The 16,942-nt window shown below is 73.0% G+C and carries 18 protein-coding genes; 14 read left to right on the top strand and 4 right to left on the bottom strand.

Annotation, left to right across the window (positions count from 1 at the left end; genetic code table 11):
• The first annotated feature begins 393 nt into the window (after window positions 1–393).
• The 9 genes from ACGFIK_RS05130 to ACGFIK_RS05090 all read left to right on the top strand — a co-directional run bounded on the left by ACGFIK_RS05130 (window position 394) and on the right by ACGFIK_RS05090 (window position 7,822).
• Window positions 394–1,011, top strand: a complete 618-nt coding sequence (locus ACGFIK_RS05130; protein WP_327025428.1) for an RNA polymerase sigma factor — start codon at window positions 394–396, stop codon at window positions 1,009–1,011.
• Window position 1,012: 1 nt separating this feature from the next.
• A complete protein-coding gene (locus ACGFIK_RS05125; protein ID WP_357531528.1) occupies window positions 1,013–1,831 on the top strand; it encodes a hypothetical protein in 819 nt (272 codons plus the stop codon).
• 163 nt (window positions 1,832–1,994) lie between these two features.
• A complete protein-coding gene (egtA, locus tag ACGFIK_RS05120; protein ID WP_327025430.1) occupies window positions 1,995–3,230 on the top strand; it encodes an ergothioneine biosynthesis glutamate--cysteine ligase EgtA in 1,236 nt (411 codons plus the stop codon).
• Complete coding sequence (egtB, locus tag ACGFIK_RS05115) at window positions 3,230–4,564, top strand: ergothioneine biosynthesis protein EgtB (RefSeq protein ID WP_393338514.1); 1,335 nt, start codon at window positions 3,230–3,232, stop codon at window positions 4,562–4,564. Before egtA ends, egtB begins: the two co-directional genes overlap by 1 nt.
• A gap of 10 nt (window positions 4,565–4,574) precedes the next feature.
• Window positions 4,575–5,321: an ergothioneine biosynthesis protein EgtC gene (gene egtC, locus ACGFIK_RS05110; protein ID WP_327025431.1), complete on the top strand. Its 747-nt coding sequence runs from the start codon at window positions 4,575–4,577 to the stop codon at window positions 5,319–5,321.
• Between the two features lie 41 nt (window positions 5,322–5,362).
• Window positions 5,363–6,328, top strand: coding sequence for an L-histidine N(alpha)-methyltransferase (gene egtD, locus ACGFIK_RS05105; RefSeq protein ID WP_327025432.1), 966 nt, complete (start codon window positions 5,363–5,365; stop codon window positions 6,326–6,328).
• A 221-nt stretch (window positions 6,329–6,549) separates the two neighbouring features.
• The gene (locus ACGFIK_RS05100) at window positions 6,550–7,137 is read left to right on the top strand and encodes a TMEM165/GDT1 family protein (protein ID WP_357531525.1); all 588 of its coding nucleotides are present in this window, start codon (window positions 6,550–6,552) and stop codon (window positions 7,135–7,137) included.
• A gap of 41 nt (window positions 7,138–7,178) precedes the next feature.
• Window positions 7,179–7,544 carry a DUF1622 domain-containing protein gene (locus ACGFIK_RS05095; protein WP_327025434.1) on the top strand — a complete coding sequence of 122 codons (366 nt, stop codon included), beginning with the start codon at window positions 7,179–7,181 and terminating at the stop codon, window positions 7,542–7,544.
• The gene (locus tag ACGFIK_RS05090) at window positions 7,541–7,822 is read left to right on the top strand and encodes a hypothetical protein (protein WP_327025435.1); all 282 of its coding nucleotides are present in this window, start codon (window positions 7,541–7,543) and stop codon (window positions 7,820–7,822) included. The genes ACGFIK_RS05095 and ACGFIK_RS05090 overlap by 4 nt, the downstream gene beginning before the upstream one ends.
• 4 nt (window positions 7,823–7,826) lie before the next feature.
• Here ACGFIK_RS05090 and nhaA read toward each other — a convergent pair whose 3' ends face one another.
• Window positions 7,827–9,155, bottom strand: a complete 1,329-nt coding sequence (gene nhaA, locus ACGFIK_RS05085; protein ID WP_393337772.1) for a Na+/H+ antiporter NhaA — start codon at window positions 9,153–9,155, stop codon at window positions 7,827–7,829.
• A gap of 360 nt (window positions 9,156–9,515) precedes the next feature.
• On the opposite strand from nhaA, the gene ACGFIK_RS05080 reads away from it, so the two are divergent.
• Window positions 9,516–10,994 carry a polysaccharide biosynthesis tyrosine autokinase gene (locus ACGFIK_RS05080; RefSeq protein WP_393337770.1) on the top strand — a complete coding sequence of 493 codons (1,479 nt, stop codon included), beginning with the start codon at window positions 9,516–9,518 and terminating at the stop codon, window positions 10,992–10,994.
• On the opposite strand, the gene ACGFIK_RS05075 is transcribed toward ACGFIK_RS05080, so the two are convergent.
• Window positions 10,975–11,529 (bottom strand): low molecular weight phosphatase family protein, encoded by a 555-nt coding sequence (locus ACGFIK_RS05075; protein WP_327025438.1) that lies wholly within the window; start codon window positions 11,527–11,529, stop codon window positions 10,975–10,977. The genes ACGFIK_RS05080 and ACGFIK_RS05075 overlap by 20 nt on opposite strands.
• 159 nt (window positions 11,530–11,688) lie before the next feature.
• Between ACGFIK_RS05075 and ACGFIK_RS05070 the strand changes: the two genes are divergently transcribed.
• The 3 genes from ACGFIK_RS05070 to ACGFIK_RS05060 all read left to right on the top strand — a co-directional run bounded on the left by ACGFIK_RS05070 (window position 11,689) and on the right by ACGFIK_RS05060 (window position 14,535).
• The gene (locus tag ACGFIK_RS05070) at window positions 11,689–12,945 is read left to right on the top strand and encodes a glycosyltransferase family 4 protein (RefSeq protein WP_393337767.1); all 1,257 of its coding nucleotides are present in this window, start codon (window positions 11,689–11,691) and stop codon (window positions 12,943–12,945) included.
• Between the two features lie 205 nt (window positions 12,946–13,150).
• On the top strand, window positions 13,151–13,516 hold the full coding sequence (locus tag ACGFIK_RS05065) for a hypothetical protein (RefSeq protein WP_327025440.1): 366 nt from the start codon (window positions 13,151–13,153) through the stop codon (window positions 13,514–13,516).
• Between the two features lie 47 nt (window positions 13,517–13,563).
• A complete protein-coding gene (locus ACGFIK_RS05060) occupies window positions 13,564–14,535 on the top strand; it encodes a pirin family protein (protein ID WP_327025441.1) in 972 nt (323 codons plus the stop codon).
• A gap of 229 nt (window positions 14,536–14,764) precedes the next feature.
• On the opposite strand, the gene ACGFIK_RS05055 is transcribed toward ACGFIK_RS05060, so the two are convergent.
• Entirely contained in the window at window positions 14,765–15,037 is a 273-nt protein-coding gene (locus ACGFIK_RS05055) for a DUF2795 domain-containing protein (protein ID WP_327025442.1), read from the bottom strand.
• Between the two features lie 143 nt (window positions 15,038–15,180).
• On the opposite strand from ACGFIK_RS05055, the gene ACGFIK_RS05050 reads away from it, so the two are divergent.
• Entirely contained in the window at window positions 15,181–15,591 is a 411-nt protein-coding gene (locus tag ACGFIK_RS05050; RefSeq protein ID WP_327025443.1) for a DUF2267 domain-containing protein, read from the top strand.
• 56 nt (window positions 15,592–15,647) lie between these two features.
• On the opposite strand, the gene ACGFIK_RS05045 is transcribed toward ACGFIK_RS05050, so the two are convergent.
• Window positions 15,648–16,814, bottom strand: coding sequence for a CaiB/BaiF CoA-transferase family protein (locus ACGFIK_RS05045; RefSeq protein WP_327025444.1), 1,167 nt, complete (start codon window positions 16,812–16,814; stop codon window positions 15,648–15,650).
• Window positions 16,815–16,942: the final 128 nt, after the last annotated feature.

Genomic DNA, 16,942 nt, shown 5'->3' with positions numbered 1-16,942 from the left:
CCGGCCGGTGCGATGACGACCAAAGGTGACGAGGCGGCTGCGTCCCGCATCGAGGTCGGGTCGGATAGCCGGTCGGCGATCAGCCCGGAGGGCCGTCGGCGTCGATCAGGCGCGGCTCGTTACGGCGAAACGCCGGTCAGGAGGGCGGATATTTGTCACCTGTTGTGGCGGGAACCGATGCCCTGTACCCCGACTCAGGTGGGTCGAGTTCCCGCGGTTGGGCGACACCGGTGGTTGTGGTCGACGGTGCTGTCGGGAACAATCCGCATCCGGGCCACAGCGGCCAGGATACGAGCAGGTTGACGGGGGCGGGGTGCGGGGAACAGGTCCAGCCCGGGACGTTCGTCCCGCACCCGGGGCTACGCACGCCGACAGGACGGAAGCGGCAAGGCCATGTCCGGTGAACTGAGTCGGGCCGTCGAATCGGCTCAGGCCGGCGACGAGGAGTCCTTCCGTTTCCTCTATCGCAGCCTCCAGCCCGGGCTGCTGCGCTATCTGACCGCCCTGGTCGGTGCCGACGCCGCCGAGGACGTAGCCTCGGAGACCTGGTTGCAGGTGGCCCGCGACCTGCCCAACTTCAGCGGTGGGGAGTTCCGTGCCTGGGTCGTCACCATCGCCCGCAACCGGGCCATGGACCACCTGCGGCGGCAACGCCGTCGCCCCGCCCTGCCGGTGCCGGTGCAGGAACTCAGCGAGTTGGCCGGGGACGCCGACACGGCCGAGCGCGCCGGGGAGAGCCTCGGCACGGAAGCCGCCCTCGCGATGATCGCCAGCCTGCCGCCCCGGGAGGCCGAGGCGGTTCTGCTGCGCGCCGTGATCGGACTCGACGCCGAGACCGCCGGGCGGGTGCTCGGCCGCCGAGCCGGGGCGGTGCGTACCGCCGCCCACCGGGGTCTGCGTCGGCTGGCGCTGATGCTGGGGCAGCGGGCCGAGGGCAGCGGCGCGACCGCCACGCCGCCGCTGCCGCGTACCGGCTCGCAGGCGCCGCACGTCGAGTCGGTGGACGGTTGACGTGAGGGGAATCCGGATGTTCCTGCGGCGGCTGGAGGGCTCCGCTGCGCCGACCGACTACGAACACCTGCTCGAGGCCGTTCGTGAACCCCGGCCGGCGGCCCCCTCGGACCCGCTGACCACCCTGCTGCACGCCGCGACCGCCCCGCCCAGGCCTTGGGAACTCACCGGCGAGGAGGCGGCCCTGGCCGCCTTCCGGGCCGCCCGACACGATCAGACGGCGGCGGCGAAGCCCCGCACCCGGCGTCGGCGGTTCACCGCCGGAGCGGTGGTCTGGATCGCCGGGGTGGTCGCCACCGCCACCGCCGGTGCCGCCCTGGCGGCGGTACGACTGGACCGCCCGGCCGACCGGCCGCCACCCGCCCCGTACACCGCCGCGGTCGCGCCGTCACCGAGCACCGCCCAGGCCCGGCCCGACCGGGGTGGCACCGACCCCACCCCGAGGGCCCCCGAGAGCAGCACTCCCACCCCGGACGCCACCCCCGGGGCCAGCGTCGCCCCGAGCGAGGCCGGACCCACCCCGACGGCCGGCCTGCCGGCACCCGCCGATTCGCTCGCGCCGACCGCGGAGCCCACCGCGCCGGCCGGCCCCGGAAACTCCGACAACCTCGCCGGCCGACCCGGCCGCTGCAAGGCCTATCTGTCGAAGTCCGAACGGCAGCGGGAGAAGGCGCTGCGCACCCCGGCCTTCAGCGAACTGGTGATCGTGGCCGGTGGCGCCGACAACGTCTTGGCGTACTGTCAGGCGCTGTTGGCCGAGACCGACCCGCAGTGGCTGGCCCGGCGTGGCCTCGACGTCGGGTCCACCACCTTCCCCTGACCCGCACCTCCCCTCGGTGGAGCCCGACCACGGTGGCCGGCAGCCCGTCGGTGCGAGGGCGCACCCTTCTCCTCGTGTGCTGAACCCCGGTCAACAGGGCCGCCGATGTCAGTGGTACCGGCTAACGTGAGGGGGCAGAGCCGGCCGCGGAGGGAGCCGTCGCATGGTGATGTCACCTGAGCTGGACCGGGTTCCGCAGTTGCGTGACCGTGCCGCCGCCGCCCGGCACCTGGCCCGGATCTGCTTCAAGACAGGGCCACCGACCTGCACGGGTGTCGAGCTGGAATGGACCGTTCACGACGCGGTCGACCCGACCCGCCCCGTCGAGGCCCGGCGGTTACGCGCCGCCCTGGGCCCCTACAGTCCCACCACCTTGGATCCGACCAGCCCGGCGCTGCGACTGCTGCACGGCGGCGCGGTGACCGTCGAACCCGGTGGCCAGGTGGAGATCTCGACCCCACCCCGCGCCTCCGTGGCCGCCCTGATCCAGGCCACCCAGTCCGACATCGACCAACTGGCCCGCCTGCTGGACACCGCGGGGCTGCGGCTGGGGCACACCGGACTCGATCCGTACCGTCCACCCACACCGGTGATCGACACACCTCGCTACCGGGCCATGCGCCGGGTCTTCGACCGGCGGGGCCCGGCCGGGCGGACGATGATGTACAGCACGGCAGGTCTCCAGGTCTGCCTGGACGCGGGTGAGCCGGGGCAGCTGCGGGCCCGCTGGGCTCTGGTGCACGCGGTCGGGCCACCCCTGCTCGCCGCCTTCGCCACCGCCGACCGGCACGCCGGAGCGGCCACCGGCTGGGCCTCGGCCCGCATGGCGGCCTGGTTGGGCATCGACCCGGCCCGGACCACCGCGGTCTGGGAACCCGACCGGCCCGACCGGGATCCGGTGGCCGCCTGGACCGCCTACGTGCTGGCCGCCCCGCTGCTCTGCGTCCGCGACGGCGACGGCGACTGGACCGCACCACCGGGGGTCACCTTCGCCGACTGGCTCGACGGAGCGCTGTCCCGACCCCCCACCGTCGACGACCTCGACTACCACGTCAGCACCCTCTTCCCACCGGTACGCCCGCGTGGCTACCTGGAACTGCGCTATCTGGACGCCCAACCGGGCCGGGACTGGGCGCTGCCCCTGGCGGTGCTCGCCGCCCTGCTGGCCGACCCCGAGACGACCGACTCGGCCTTCGCGGTGGCCGCCCCGGTGGCCGACCGGTGGCAGGTCGCGGCCCGACACGGGCTGCGGGACCCGGCGCTGGCCTCGGCCGCCACCGAACTGCTCGACCTGGCCCGGGCGGGGCTGCCTCGGCTGGACCTGCCGACCCCACTGCACGACGACATCGACCGAGGGCTGCGCCGACGGCGGGCTGCGGCACGAAGGAGGCAAGGGTGATCCACACCGCTACCGAAGGGGCGGACACCGAGGAACTGCGGAGCCGCATCGCCGCGGAACTGGAACGCACTCGGGCCCGGACCGCCCTGCTGACCGAGGTGGTCGACGACGCGGACCTGATGCGCCAGCACTCGCCGCTGATGTCCCCCCTGGTGTGGGACCTGGCCCACGTGGGCAACCAGGAGGAACTCTGGCTGGTGCGCGACGTCGGCGGCCGGGAGCCGGTGCGGTGCGACATCGACGACCTGTACGACGCCTTCAAGCAGCCCCGCCGGGACCGCCCCGCCCTGCCGCTGCTGCCGCCGACCGAGGCGCGGGCCTATCTGGCCACCGTCCGGGACAAGGTCTTCGACCTGCTCGACCGGGTGGCCTTCGACAACCGTCCGCTGGTCGCCGACGGCTTCGCCTTCGGCATGATCGTGCAGCACGAACAGCAGCACGACGAGACCATGCTCGCCACCCACCAACTGCGCTCCGGACCGGCGGTGCTCCAGGCACCCCCACCACCCGAGCCGACCGTACGACCGGCCGGGGAGGTGCTGGTGCCGGCCGGCCCGTTCGTGATGGGCACGGACACCGACCCCTGGGCCCTGGACAACGAGCGGCCCGCCCACCGGGTGGAGCTGCCGGCGTACTTCATCGACGCCGCCCCGGTGACCAACGGGGCGTACGCCGAGTTCATCGCCGACGGGGGGTACGACGACCCCCGCTGGTGGACCGAGCAGGGCTGGCGGCACCGCCAGGAGGCCGAGCTGAGCGCGCCGCTGCACTGGCGGCGGGACGGCTCCGGGTGGGCGTACCGGCGCTTCGGCCGCTGGTCCGCGGTCCGCGACGACGAGCCGGTGGTGCATGTCTGTTTCCACGAGGCCCAGGCGTACGCCACCTGGGCGGGCAAGCGGCTGCCCACCGAGGCGGAGTGGGAGAAGGCGGCCCGGTGGGACCCGGCCACCGGCCGGTCCCGGCGCTACCCCTGGGGCGACGAGGAGCCGACCTCCGCGCACGCCAACCTGGGGCAGCGGCACCTGTGGCCGGCGCCGGTCGGTGCCTATCCGGCGGGGGCCTCACCCCTGGGGGTGCACCAGCTCATCGGCGACGTGTGGGAGTGGACCTCCACCAGCTTCCGGGGGCATCCGGGTTTCGTGGCCTTCCCGTACCGCGAGTACTCCGAGGTCTTCTTCGGCGAGGACCACCAGGTGCTGCGGGGCGGCTCCTTCGGCACCGACCGGGCCGCCTGCCGGGGCACCTTCCGCAACTGGGACTACCCCATCCGTCGGCAGATCTTCAGTGGCTTCCGCTGCGCCCGGGACGCGGGCCTCGAACAGGACCACCGGTGACGGTCGGCTGATGTGCCGCCACCTGGTCTACCTGGGCCCGCCGGTGACCCTGCGCGAGGTGCTCCTGGATCCGCCGTACTCGCTGCTGCGTCAGTCCTGGGCCCCGCGTGACATGCGCGGCGGCGGGACGATCAACGCCGACGGGTTCGGGGTCGGCTGGTATCCCGGCGCGGGGCCGCCGGTGCGGTACCGGCGGGCCCAGCCGATCTGGAGTGACCCGACCATCGCCGACTTTGCGGCGGTCACCTCGACCACGGCGGTGCTGGCCGCGGTGCGCTCCGCCACGGTCGGCATGGCGGTCGTCGACGGCGCCGCCGCACCCTTCGCGGAGGGTCGGTGGCTGTTCAGCCACAACGGGGTGGTGCGGGGCTGGCCGGACTCGATGGTGCCCCTCGCCGCCGAACTGCCGGTACGTGACCTGCTGACCCTGGACGCGGCGACCGACTCGGCGCTGCTGTGGGCGCTGGTGCGCCACCGGCTGCGGGCCGGTGTCGATCCGGCGTCAGCGGTCGCCGAGACGGTCATCGAGGTGGCCGCCGCCGCCCCCGGGTCCCGGCTGAACCTGCTGCTCACCGACGGACACACCGCGGTCGCCACCACCACCGGGCACGCCCTGTCCCTGCGGGCCGGGCCCGACTCGGTGCTGCTGGCCTCCGAACCTCACGACGACGACCCGGGCTGGCGGGAGGTGCCGGACGGTCACCTCGTGCAGGCCACCGCGACCAGCGTGCGGCAGTGGCCGCTGGCCGCCCCCTGAGCCGACCGCCGGCTTCGATCAGCACTAGCGAGAGGAAGCAGATGAGCGCGGAACCACTGGAGATCCACCTGGACGAGCAGGACATCGCGGACAGTCTGCGTCGGGACGTACGGGTGGGGCTGAGCACCGAGGCCAAGTGGCTGCCCCCGAAGTGGTTCTACGACGCCCGGGGCAGCGAGCTGTTCGACGAGATCACCCGGCTGCCGGAGTACTACCCCACCCGGGCGGAGCGGGCCGTCCTGGCCGCGCAGGCGGCCGAGATCGCCGAGGTGACCGGGGTGAAGACCCTCATCGAGCTGGGTTCCGGGTCCTCGGAGAAGACCCGGCTGCTGCTGGACGCCTTCGCCCGCCGGGGCGGTCTGGGCACCTTCGTCCCGCTGGACGTGTCCGTGAGCGCCCTGCGCGGATCCATCGCGGCCCTGGCCGCGGAGCACCCCGGTCTGCGGGTACGCGGCATCGTCGGTGACTTCACCCGGGACCTGCACCGGCTGCCCACCGGCGGACGGCGACTGGTGATCTTCCTGGGTGGCACCATCGGCAACCTGATGCCGGCCGAGCGGGCCGAGTTCCTGGCCCGGATGCGGGCCGCCCTGGAGGTGGGGGACTGGTTCCTGGTCGGCACCGACCTGGTCAAGGACCCCTCGGTGATCGTGCCCGCGTACGACGACGCGGCCGGGGTGACCGCGGAGTTCAACCGCAACGTGCTGCGGGTGCTCAACCGGGAACTCGGCGCGGACTTCGACCCGGAGGCCTTCGACCATGTCGCCGTCTGGGATCCGGCACAGGAGTGGATCGAGATGCGGCTGCGGGCGCGACGACCGATGCGGGTCCGGGTGCTGGACATGGCTGTCGATTTCGCCGCGGGTGAGCAGTTGCGCACCGAGGTGTCGGCGAAGTTCCGCCCCGAGGGGATCGCCGCCGAACTGGCCGCGGCCGGGTTGCCGGCGCAACGGTTCTGGACCGACCCGGACGGCCTGTTCGGGGTGACCCTGGCCCGAGCCGACTGACGGCCCCCTCCCCATCCGGTCGAGCCGGCCGTTCGGTGGTCGGCTAGGCTGGGCGCAGCGAAGGGGAGTAGCCCTCAACGTCGTGGTCGACATACTGGTGCCTCGCGCACCCGGCCACGAGGCCTCGTACTCCGAGGCGGGCGAGACCTTCGACCCAGGCTGTAGGCAGCCGGGTCGAGGGCATCCCCGTACCTCCTCCCGGCTTGATCCGGAAGGATGTCATGGAAGGGTTCCTCGTCGCGCTGGCCGTCAGCTTCGGCGTGATCTTCGTTGCGGAGCTGGGAGACAAATCCCAGCTCATGGCCCTGGCCTTCGCCACCAGATATCGCACCATGCCGATCCTGATCGGCATCACCGTGGCCACCGCCCTGGTGCACCTGGCCTCGGTGGCCATCGGGTACGGCCTGGGCTCCGCCCTGCCCACCGGCTGGATCTCGCTGCTGGCCGGGGTGGCCTTCATCGGTTTCGGACTGTGGACCCTGCGCGGTGACACCCTCACCGAGGATGAGAAGCGCAAGGCGGCCCGGGGCGGCAAGTCGGCCGTGCTCACCGTCGGTGTCGCCTTCTTCCTGGCCGAACTCGGCGACAAGACGATGCTCGCCACGATCACCCTGGCCACCCAGTACGGCTGGTTCGGCACCTGGATCGGTTCGACCATCGGCATGGTGGCCGCCGACGCGCTGGCCATCATCGTCGGCCGGCTGCTGGGCCGAAAACTGCCGGAGCGGACCATCAAGTACGGTGCCGCCGCACTGTTCGCGCTCAGCGGCATCTGGTTGATCGTGGACGCGGTCGCCGAACTGCTCTGAGCCGGCCGACTACCCGGAGGGTGGCCGGGTAAGGCGCCGGGGTGAACGTCGAGGAGGCCGTCGGCCGCGGTCACCAGCTGGTGGTGACCGCGGTCGAGCTGGTCGGTGTCGTGGTGATCGTCGCCGGGGTGGCCTGGGCGGTGCTGCGGTTCGTCGTCGACGGGCTGCGGTACCGCGACACCGCGGTGTTCACCCGGATCCGGCTGACCCTGGGCCGCTTCCTCGTGTTGGGCCTGGAGTTTCAACTGGCCGCGGACATCCTGCGGACCGCGCTGTCACCGACCTTCGCCCAGATCGGTCAGCTGGCCGCCGTCGCGGCCATCCGGACCGGCCTGAACTATGTCCTGCGCAAGGAGATCGAGCAGGAACAACGGCAGGTGGAGACGCCCCGGGAAGGGGCGCGATGATCGAGACCCTGGCCGCGGTGGTCGGCGCCCTCGGGGTGTTCAGCGCCGGTGTGGCGTTGCTGGCCACCCGGTCGGTGCCGACGGCTCTCGGGGTGCTGCTGGACCTGCTGGTCGCCGCCGGGTTGCTGCGGCTGGCCGCGGTGGCTTCCTGGTCGGCCCTGGTGGGGGTGGTCGTGATCGTGGCGGTACGGCAGATGCTGCGGGCCGGCCTGCTGGCCACCGAGCGCTGGCGGGCGTCGGCGAGCAGCAGCCCGGCCGGGCCGGCATCGAGCCGCTGAGACCTCAGCCGCCGGGCCGCTGGTAGACGTCCGGCACCCCGTCGCGGTCCAGGTCGACCTGTTCCTTCAACGCGATCAGCCGGTAGGCCCGGTTGCGGCGGACCAGCACGAGGGTGGCCAGCAGCGCCGAGAGCAGCGAGCCGGTCAGCACGGCGGCCTTGACGTTGGCACCGGCCAGGCTGTCGGGGCCGAAGGCCAGTTCGCCGATCAGCAGGGAGACGGTGAACCCGATACCGGCCAGCAGCGACACCCCTACCAGGTCGGTCCAGGTGATGTCCTCGTCCAGCCGGGCGCGGGTGAACCGGGCCAGCAGGAAGGTGGAGCCGAAGATGCCGACGAACTTGCCGACCACCAGACCCAGCACGACACCGATGACGACCGGGTCGCTGACCACCGCACCCAGGTCGGCGCCGCGCAGCGAGACCCCGGCGGCGAAGAACGCGAAGACCGGTACGGCGAAGCCGGCCGAGATCGGCCGCCACTTGTGCTCCAGGTGCTCCGCCAGACCCGGCGCGGGGCGGCCGTCGCGACCCTTGCCGGCGAGCACCGGCACGGTGAAGCCGAGCAGCACCCCGGCCACGGTGGCGTGCACCCCGGAGGAGTGCACCAGGGTCCAGGCGACCAGCGCCAGCGGGATGAGCGCCCACCACCAGGTACGACGGCGCTGCACCAGCAGGCCGAACAGCGCGATCGGCACGACGGCTACCAGCAGCGGGAGCAGGGTGAAGTCGTCCGTGTAGAAGATCGCGATGATGGTGATCGCGAGCAGGTCGTCGACCACGGCCAGGGTGAGCAGGAAGGCGCGCAGCCCCTGCGGCAGGTACGCCCCGATGACCGCCAGGACGGCCAGGGCGAAGGCGATGTCCGTGGCGGTGGGGATGGCCCAGCCGCGTAGCCCCTCCCCGCCGGCGGACAGGTTGACGGCTACATAGATCAGCGCGGGCACTGCCATGCCGCCGACCGCCGCGACGACCGGCAGCACGGCCCGGCGGGGATCGCGCAGTTCCCCGGCGACGAACTCACGCTTGAGTTCCAGGCCGACCACGAAGAAGAAGATGGCCAGCAGCCCGTCGGCGGCCCAGGTGGCGAGATCCAGGTCCAGGTGCAGGGCCGAGCCGCCGGCCCAGGGCACCCATCGTCCCAGCTCGGTGTAGCCGTCCCCCCAGGGGGAGTTGGCCCAGATCAGGGCGATCACCGCACCGACCAGGAGGAGGGCGCCGCCGACGGTCTCCGTGCGCAGGACGTCGGCGAGGAAGCGGGCCTCCGGCCAGGAGGTGCGGGTGAAGAGGCGGCGTACCCCCCGGCGAGGTGGGGGCGGGTTGTGGTCGGTCATCGGCGGGTTCCACCTGTCGGTCGGATAGGAGCAGCGACATCGCCGACCAGACTTCCCGGCACACCGGCCATGACCTTATCCCCTGGCGGCGGTGGGCGCGAGGGCGGTGATCGGGCGGCGCCCGACCGGCATGGACTCCGCGACCTCCCGGTACGCCGAACCGCATCTTTTCCGGCCGGAGGGCGATTCCGGCGGACGCCCGGTCCGGTTGGGCATTGCGGAGGCGGACCGCCCTCAGGAAACGCCTAACTCCGGACACAAGTCACATAAGCCGCTTTAATGGTTTCACGAGATTCAGTCGACCTTGGGGGTTTTCGTGAAGTTCTTTGGCGTTACCGGGTTGATCCGGAGGCGTGCCTGATGGACCTGTTGCGCCAGCTGCGTCTCGTGCGGCAGCACTGGTGGATCGTCCTGGTCACCGTGATGGTGGCCCTCGGCGTGACCGCCCTGATCACGGTCCGGGCGCAGCCTCGCTACGTCGCCTCGGTCACCTTCTTCGTCACCACCCCCAGCCAAGGGGTGACGGACGCCTACCAGGGTGGGCTCTTTCTCCAGCAACGGGTCAAGTCCTACGCCGAACTGCTGACCAGCGACCGGCTGGCCCAGAACGCCGCCGCCGATCGTGGGGTCGGGTTGACCGCGGAGGAGATTCAGCGTCGGGTCAGCACCTCCACCGAAAACGGCACCGTCCTGCTGCGGGCCTCGGTGACCGACACCGACCAGGCCCGCGCGCTGCGGGTCAGCGAGGCCCTGTCGGCGAACTTCGTGGAACTCGTGAAGAAGGTGGAGGCCAGACCGGACGGCAGCGCCGGGCCGATCAAGATCGAGGTGGTCAGTGGTCCGCGGGTGACCGCCAGCCCGGTCTCCCCCCAGCCGGTGCGCAACACCGTGATCGGGGCCCTGCTGGGCCTGCTGGCCGGGATCGGTCTGGCGGTGCTGCGCGGGATGGCCGATGTCCGGTTGCGTGACGCCGCCGCGCTGCGGCGGGTCACCGGCAGTCCGCTGCTCGGTGAGATCCCGCTGGACGGCAGCGCCCAGACGGCACCCCTGATCGTCGGGGAGGCCGCCACCTCGGCCCGCGCCGAGGCGATCCGCAAGCTGCGGACCAACCTGCGCTTCGTCGACGTGCACGAGCCGGCCCGGGTCATCGCCGTCACCAGTGCCCTCCAGGGAGAGGGCAAGACCACCCTGTCCTGCAACCTGGCGATCGCCCTGGCCGAGGCGGGCTGGCGGGTGCTGCTGGTCGACGCCGACCTGCGCCGCCCCAAGGTGGGCCACTACCTCGGTGTCGACTCCGGGGTGGGGCTGACCGACGTCCTCGTCGGCGACGTGCACGTCGGCGACGTGGTGCAGCGGTGGGGCGACAAGTCCCTGCTGGTGCTGCCCAGCGGATCGGCCCCGCCCAACCCGAGTGAGCTGCTCGGTTCCAAGGCCATGTCGGATCTGCTGCTGGCCCTGCGGGAGTCCGCCGACATCGTGATCATCGACACCGCCCCGCTGCTGGCGGTCACCGACGGTGTGGTCGTCGCCGTGCAGGCCGACGGTGCGCTGCTGGTCAGCCAGCAGGGGCGGACCTCGCGTACCCAGGTGGCCACGGCCGCCCGGGCCCTGCACTCGGTCTCCGTCCGGCTGCTCGGGTGTGTGCTCAACATGGCGCGGGTGCCCAAGGCCGACGCCTACCAGTACGAGGCCTATCGGGTGGTGACCGAGACCGCCGCGGCCTCGGCGGGGCGGGCCGCTACCTCGGCGGGGCGGGCCGCGGCCGGCCGGCACGCCGACCGCGGCAGCACCGGAGCACCGGTCGACCACACCCAGGAACTCACCCGGCTGTCCCGATGAGCACCGCCAGGGGTCGCAGGGACCGTTCGATCTCCTCCGCACAGTGCCGGAAGTCCTCCGGGGTGCCCCCGACGGGGTCCGGCAGGTCGTCGGCGTCACCGGGGGCGGGCTGCAACCGGGCCCGAGCCAGGGTGGCGGCGGTGACCGCGGCGGCCAGTGGGTCCTCCTGCTCGGTCAGGGGCGGCTCGACGGCCGCGGCCAGCCGGCCGAACTGGCGCAGGGTGAAGGTCCGGTGCAGGGCCGCCGGGGCCAGCGCGGTGCAGACCGAGCGCTGGCGTCGGGTGGCGGTCAGCACCAGCACCGCCTCGGTGAGGTGCTCCGCCGCCAGCCGTCGGGTGCGGAAGGTCTCCGGATCGGCACCGGCTGCGGCGACGAGATCCGCCGCGTACGGGTGCATGGGCCGGCCGGCCACCGCGTCCGTGCCGGCGCTGGTCACGCTCACCGGACGCCCGGCGAGCATCCGACGCGCGGTGAACTCGGCCATCGGTGACCGGCACAGGTTGGCGTGGCAGACGAACAGAACTCCGTTGAGCATCGGGAACCCTCTCGACGAGGCGGCCGCCCACGGTGGCGCCGCGATCGGGGACGGTGCCCACCGGCGCCCGTCCCGCAAGGGGTTGGCGGCATCGTACGCGCACCCGGCGCCGGGTCAGGGTCACGCCGCGCCGGACCGGCCGAGGGTGGGGGTGTCCCGATGCGGGTCGGCATCCTGACGTATCACTTTCCGCCGGAGCCGGCCTTCATCCCCGGCAGCCTGGCCGAGGAGTTGGCCGCCCGGGGCCACGAGGTGCGGGTGCTGACCGGTTTTCCGGACTACCCCGGCGGACATGTCTACCCGGGCTGGCGGCAGCGCTGGCGGCACGAGACCCGCAGCCGAGGGTTGACGGTCCGCCGGGTGCCCCGATACAGCACCGGCGACGGGGCCGTGCGGCCCAGGATGGCCGCCTGGCTCTCCTTCGCCGCCAGCACGGCCTTCGTCGGGCGGAGCTATCTGGCCGGTGTGGACGTGCTGTACGTCCATCAGCCGCCTGCGGCGGCCTTCGCCTCGGCGGCCCTGCTGCGGCTGCTCGGTCAGGTGCCGGTCGTGCTGCACGTGCCGGACGTCTGGGCGGAGCAGAGCGTGGAGGACACCGACGACGACCGGTGGGCCGCCCGGGTGCGGGCGGCGATGGCCAGGACCTACCGGTCCGCCAGCACGATCGCGGTCAGCGCACCCTCCCTGCGGGAGGCGGTGGTAGCCACCGGAGTGGAGGCCGACCGGGTGCCGGTGGTGCTCAACTGGACCGACGAGCGGATCTTCCGGCCCGCCCCGGCCGGGTCGGCCGCCCGGGGACTGGTCCGCCGCGACGATCGCTGTGTGGTGATGCACGCCGGCACCATCGGGGCACGCCAGGGTCTGGAGACGGCGGTACGCGCGGCAGCGGCCCTGGAGAACACCATGGACCTGGTCCTGGTGGGCTCGGGCGGCCAGGAGCGGCGGGTGCGGGGGCTCGCCGCCGAGTTGCGCGCCGACAACGTCCGGTTCGTCGAGCGACGGTCACCCCTGGACATGCCGGAGCTGTACGCCGCCGCCGACTACCAACTGGTCATGCTGCGGGATCTGCCCGCCCTGCGCGGCACCGTGCCGGGCAAGCTCCAGGCGGCCCTGTCCTGTGCGGCACCCGTGGTGGCCTCGACCGGCGGCGACACGGCCGCCCTGGTGGAACGAGCGCGGGCGGGGCTGTCCTGCCCGCCGGGGGACTGGGCCAGTCTGGCGGACCGGTTCTGGCTGGCCGCGCAGATACCCCCACCCGCGCGGGCCGAGATGGGCCGTCGGGGCCGCCAGGCGTACCTGCGGGAGATGTCGCTGTCGGCCGGGGTGGACCGGATCGAAGGGCTGCTGCGGGAGGCAGCGGCCAACCCACGCGAGAAGACGGACACCCCGGTACGGAAGTCCATATCCTCCGAATAGTTCTTCAAGCCCACAAAACAGTCGAAGGCTGTTGGAGCTATCTACACCCTGCGAACCCTGGTCTCGGTGTACGGACCGGCCGGCGGGACGGTGCTCGACGCCCGTCTCGACGGGGCCGAGACCGCGGTGGCCACCGGCACCGAACGGCGCACGCCGGCCACCGGGCGGCAGCCCAGCCCCTCGGCTGCTGCTCAACACCCGGCTGGTGTGGGACCTGCGGATCATCGGGGGAACCACCCAACGGCGACTCGATCTGACCGCCGGCCGAGTGTCCGGTCTGGAGTTCGCCGGTGGGGCCACCCGCACCGAGCTGCGGCTGCCGCGTACCCGGGGCGGGATGGTGGTCCGGGTGACCGGCGGGGTCAACGTCCTGGACGTCACCGTGGCCGGTGGGGCACCCGTGCGGGTGCGGGCCGCCGCCGGGGCCGGCGACGTGCGGGTGTACGACGAGCAGCACGGCGGAGTCCCCGCCGGCACGGTGCTCGGCTCCCCGGCCTGGGACCGCTCCGTCGATCGGATCTTCCTCGACCTGGTGGCCGGAGCGAACCTGGTAGCCGTACGACGGGGATGACCTCCGGCGACGGCCACCGCCGGGCTGACGGCGCGTAGAGTCGGATCGTGGAGCGTACCGAGTCGATGCCGGCGCAGACCCGACCGCCCGGAGTGGCCACCACGGACCCCGGCAGTGTCCTGTTGCCCGGGCACGACGTGCCCCTGGGCCGCTACACCACCGTCCGGCGGTTGCTGCCCCAGCGCACCCGGCGGATGGTCGGGGCCTGGTGCTTCGTGGACCACTTCGGACCCGACGACGTGGCCCAGCGCCCCGGCATGGAGGTGCCGCCGCACCCGCACACCGGCCTGCAGACGGTGACCTGGCTGCTCGACGGGGAGATCCTGCACCGCGACAGCCTCGGCAACGTGCAGCCGATCCGTCCCGGCCAGCTCAACGTGATGACCTCGGGCCACGGCATCGCCCACTCCGAACGGTCACCGGCCGACCATCCGCCCCTGATGCACGGGGTGCAGCTGTGGGTGGCGCTACCGGATTCGGCTCGCGGCGGCCCGGCCGACTTCGCCCACCACGCGCAGCTGCCCCGCTGGGAAGAGGGGGCGCTGAGGGTGACCCTGCTGGTCGGGGAGTTGGGCGGGGAACGGTCCCCGGCCCGGGTGCACACCCCCCTGGTCGGCGCCCAGGTCGAGCTGACCGGTGCCGGGCAGGCGAGCCTGCCCCTGCGCCCCGACTTCGAGTACGCGCTGCTGGCCCTGGACGGCGGAGCGCAGGCCGACGGCGTACGGGTGGCACCCGGGGCGCTGCTCTGGCTGGGCACCGGACGCACCGGGCTCACCATCTCCGGGGAACCGGGCACCCGGCTGATGCTGCTCGGCGGCACCCCCTTCGAGGAGCCGTTGGTGATGTGGTGGAACTTCGTCGGGCGCAGCCACGAGGAGATCCTGACCGCCCGCGAGGACTGGATGGCCGGCCGGCGGTTCGGGACGGTAGCGGACGATCCGGATCCGCCGCTGCCCGCGCCGACCCTGCCGACGGTGCGCCTCAAGGCCCGCGACCGGGCCGGCCGCACCAGCTCCTAGGGACGGGTGTTGTCGACCACAATCGGTCGTCGGTTGACCCCCTGCTGACCGTTCGGCCGATGGCCTGTCGTATGATCCTCGCGGTAGCAGCAGTCGCCCGGTTCGAGTGACTGTGGGCCGCCTGGTGGTCCCGACCGGTTCGGCGGTGCACCACCGGGGCAGGTGGCTACCCAGGGGCGCCTCCGGTCGCGGTTCGTGGCCGGGGCGCCCTCCTGAAGGGCCCGACACCTCAGATGCTGCGCAGATGCTGCGAGACCCGCTGATGGCGCTTGTCGCGGCCGACAGCGGCCCGCTGGGCGTCGTCCACCTCCGGAGCCGCCTCGATGCTCGCGGAGCGGGCCACCTCCCGGCCGTTGGCGTACTCGACCGGCGGCAGCGCCCGCAGGGCGTGCAGCACATCCGGCGGAGCCCCCTCGCGTTCCGCCTCGCGCACCACCTCGTCCCTGCCGGCGGGGTAGTCCAAGCTGGACAGGTAGTGCAGTACCTCGGCGTAACTAGCCATGGTGTCGGCTCCTCCCGGCTTCGATCGGCCACGACCGGGCGCGGTTACCCATCCCGGCGGCGCTCACGCGCCGACGGCGGGAGAACCGGGGGAGGGTTTTCGTCCCGTGACGGCGGGTAACCGCGCGCCGAGGGGGTACGCCGATGAACTACGACACCTTCGTCGACCAGGTGGCCCAGCGCACGGGCACCTCCACCCAGCGGGCGGTGGACCTGATCCAGGCCACCCTGGCTACCCTGGCCGACCGGTTGACCGGCGGTGAGGTGCTGGATCTGGCGGTGCAACTGCCGGAGCCGCTGCGCCTGCCGCTGCGGCCGACACCGGACACCGAGGCCGCCGAGCGCTTCGGCGCCGGAGAGTTCGTCGCCCGGGTGGCCCGGCGTGCCCAGATCGAGGAACCGGCCGCCCGCGCCGTGATCGGCGCGGTGTTCACCACCATCCGCGAGGCGGTGACCGGCGGCGAGTTCGACGAACTGGTCGTCCAACTGCCCCGGGACTACCGGGACATCGTCGAGCCCGCGATGGCACCCGGCGCCACCCTGCGCCGCCGCTGACGGCGGTCTGGCGGCCCGGCCGGGCTGGACCGTGAGCCGTACACCGGGGGATTGCGCTAGGCCACCGTGCCGGCAGCCCGTAGCTCGGCCACCCGCTGCGCCGGGTAGCCGATCTCGTCGAGCACCTCGTCGGTGTGCTCGCCCGGCCAGGGCGGGGGGCGGCGCACCGAGGTCGGGCTGCCGGAGAAGCGGGGGGCCGGGGCCGGTTGGCGTACCCCCTCGTGGGTGACGAAACTCCGCCGCGCGGCCAGGTGCGGATGCTCGGGCGCCTCCTGCCAGTCGAGCACCGGGGCCAGGCAGGCGTCGGAGTCGGCCACCAGGGCCGCCCACTCGTCGCGGGTACGAGTGCGGAACAGCCGCGCCCAGGCCGCCCGCAGGGCCGGCCAGTTCGCCGGATCGTCACGGTCCAGGGCCTGGTCCGGCGGCAGCGGGAAACCGGTACGGCGCACCAGTTCCTCGTAGAACCTCGGCTCCAGGGCCCCGACGGCGACATACCGGCCGTCCGCGCACTCGTAGCTGTCGTAGAAGGGGGCACCCCCGTCCAGCAGGTTCACCCCCCGGGGGTCCTGCCACATGCCCAACCGGCGCAGGGCGTGGATCTGGGTGCTGAGCACGCTGACCCCGTCCACGATCGCCGCGTCGATCACCTGACCGGCCGCGCCGCCGCGCACCGCGTACAGGGCGGAGACCACCCCCAGGGCCAGCATCATGCCGCCACCTCCGAAGTCGCCCAGCAGGTTGAGCGGAGGCACCGGGGGCTGTCCGGCCCGGCCGATGCCGTGCAGGGCGCCGGTCAGGGCCAGGTAGTCGATGTCGTGCCCGGCGTACGGGGCGTTCGGGCCCTGCTGCCCCCAGCCGGTCATCCGGCCGTACACCAGCCGGGGGTTGATCTCCTGGCAGTCGGCCGGGCCGAGGCCCAGCCGTTCGGTCACCCCCGGGCGGAAGCCCTCGATCAGCACGTCGGCGTCGCGGACCAGGTCCAGGACCACCTGTCGGCCCTCGGCCGACTTGAGGTCCACCGCCAGGGAGCGGCGGCCCCGGTTGAGCAGGTCCGGATGCGGGGTGCCGAAACCGGTCGGATCCACCGCCTCGACCCGGTCCACCCGGATCACCTCGGCGCCCAGGTCGGCGAGCATCATCGCGGCGAAGGGGCCGGGTCCGATCCCGGCCAGTTCGATCACGCGTACGCCGGTCAGGGGGCCGCTCGACAGCTCTGCGCTCACCCCGGTCACGATAGGGGTACGCCCTGCGACCCGGTGAGACGAGACCGCATCCCCCCGCCTGGCGGGGTCCTGACGGCTGTCCTAACCTTGTCGGGACGAGGGGAGTACTTCCCACGAACCATACCGGT

The organism is Micromonospora sp. NPDC048871 (assembly GCF_043198155.1).
Classification (GTDB): domain Bacteria; phylum Actinomycetota; class Actinomycetes; order Mycobacteriales; family Micromonosporaceae; genus Micromonospora.
The sequence above is the reverse complement of the archived record's forward strand: the minus strand, read 5'-3'. Positions and strand labels throughout refer to the sequence as shown.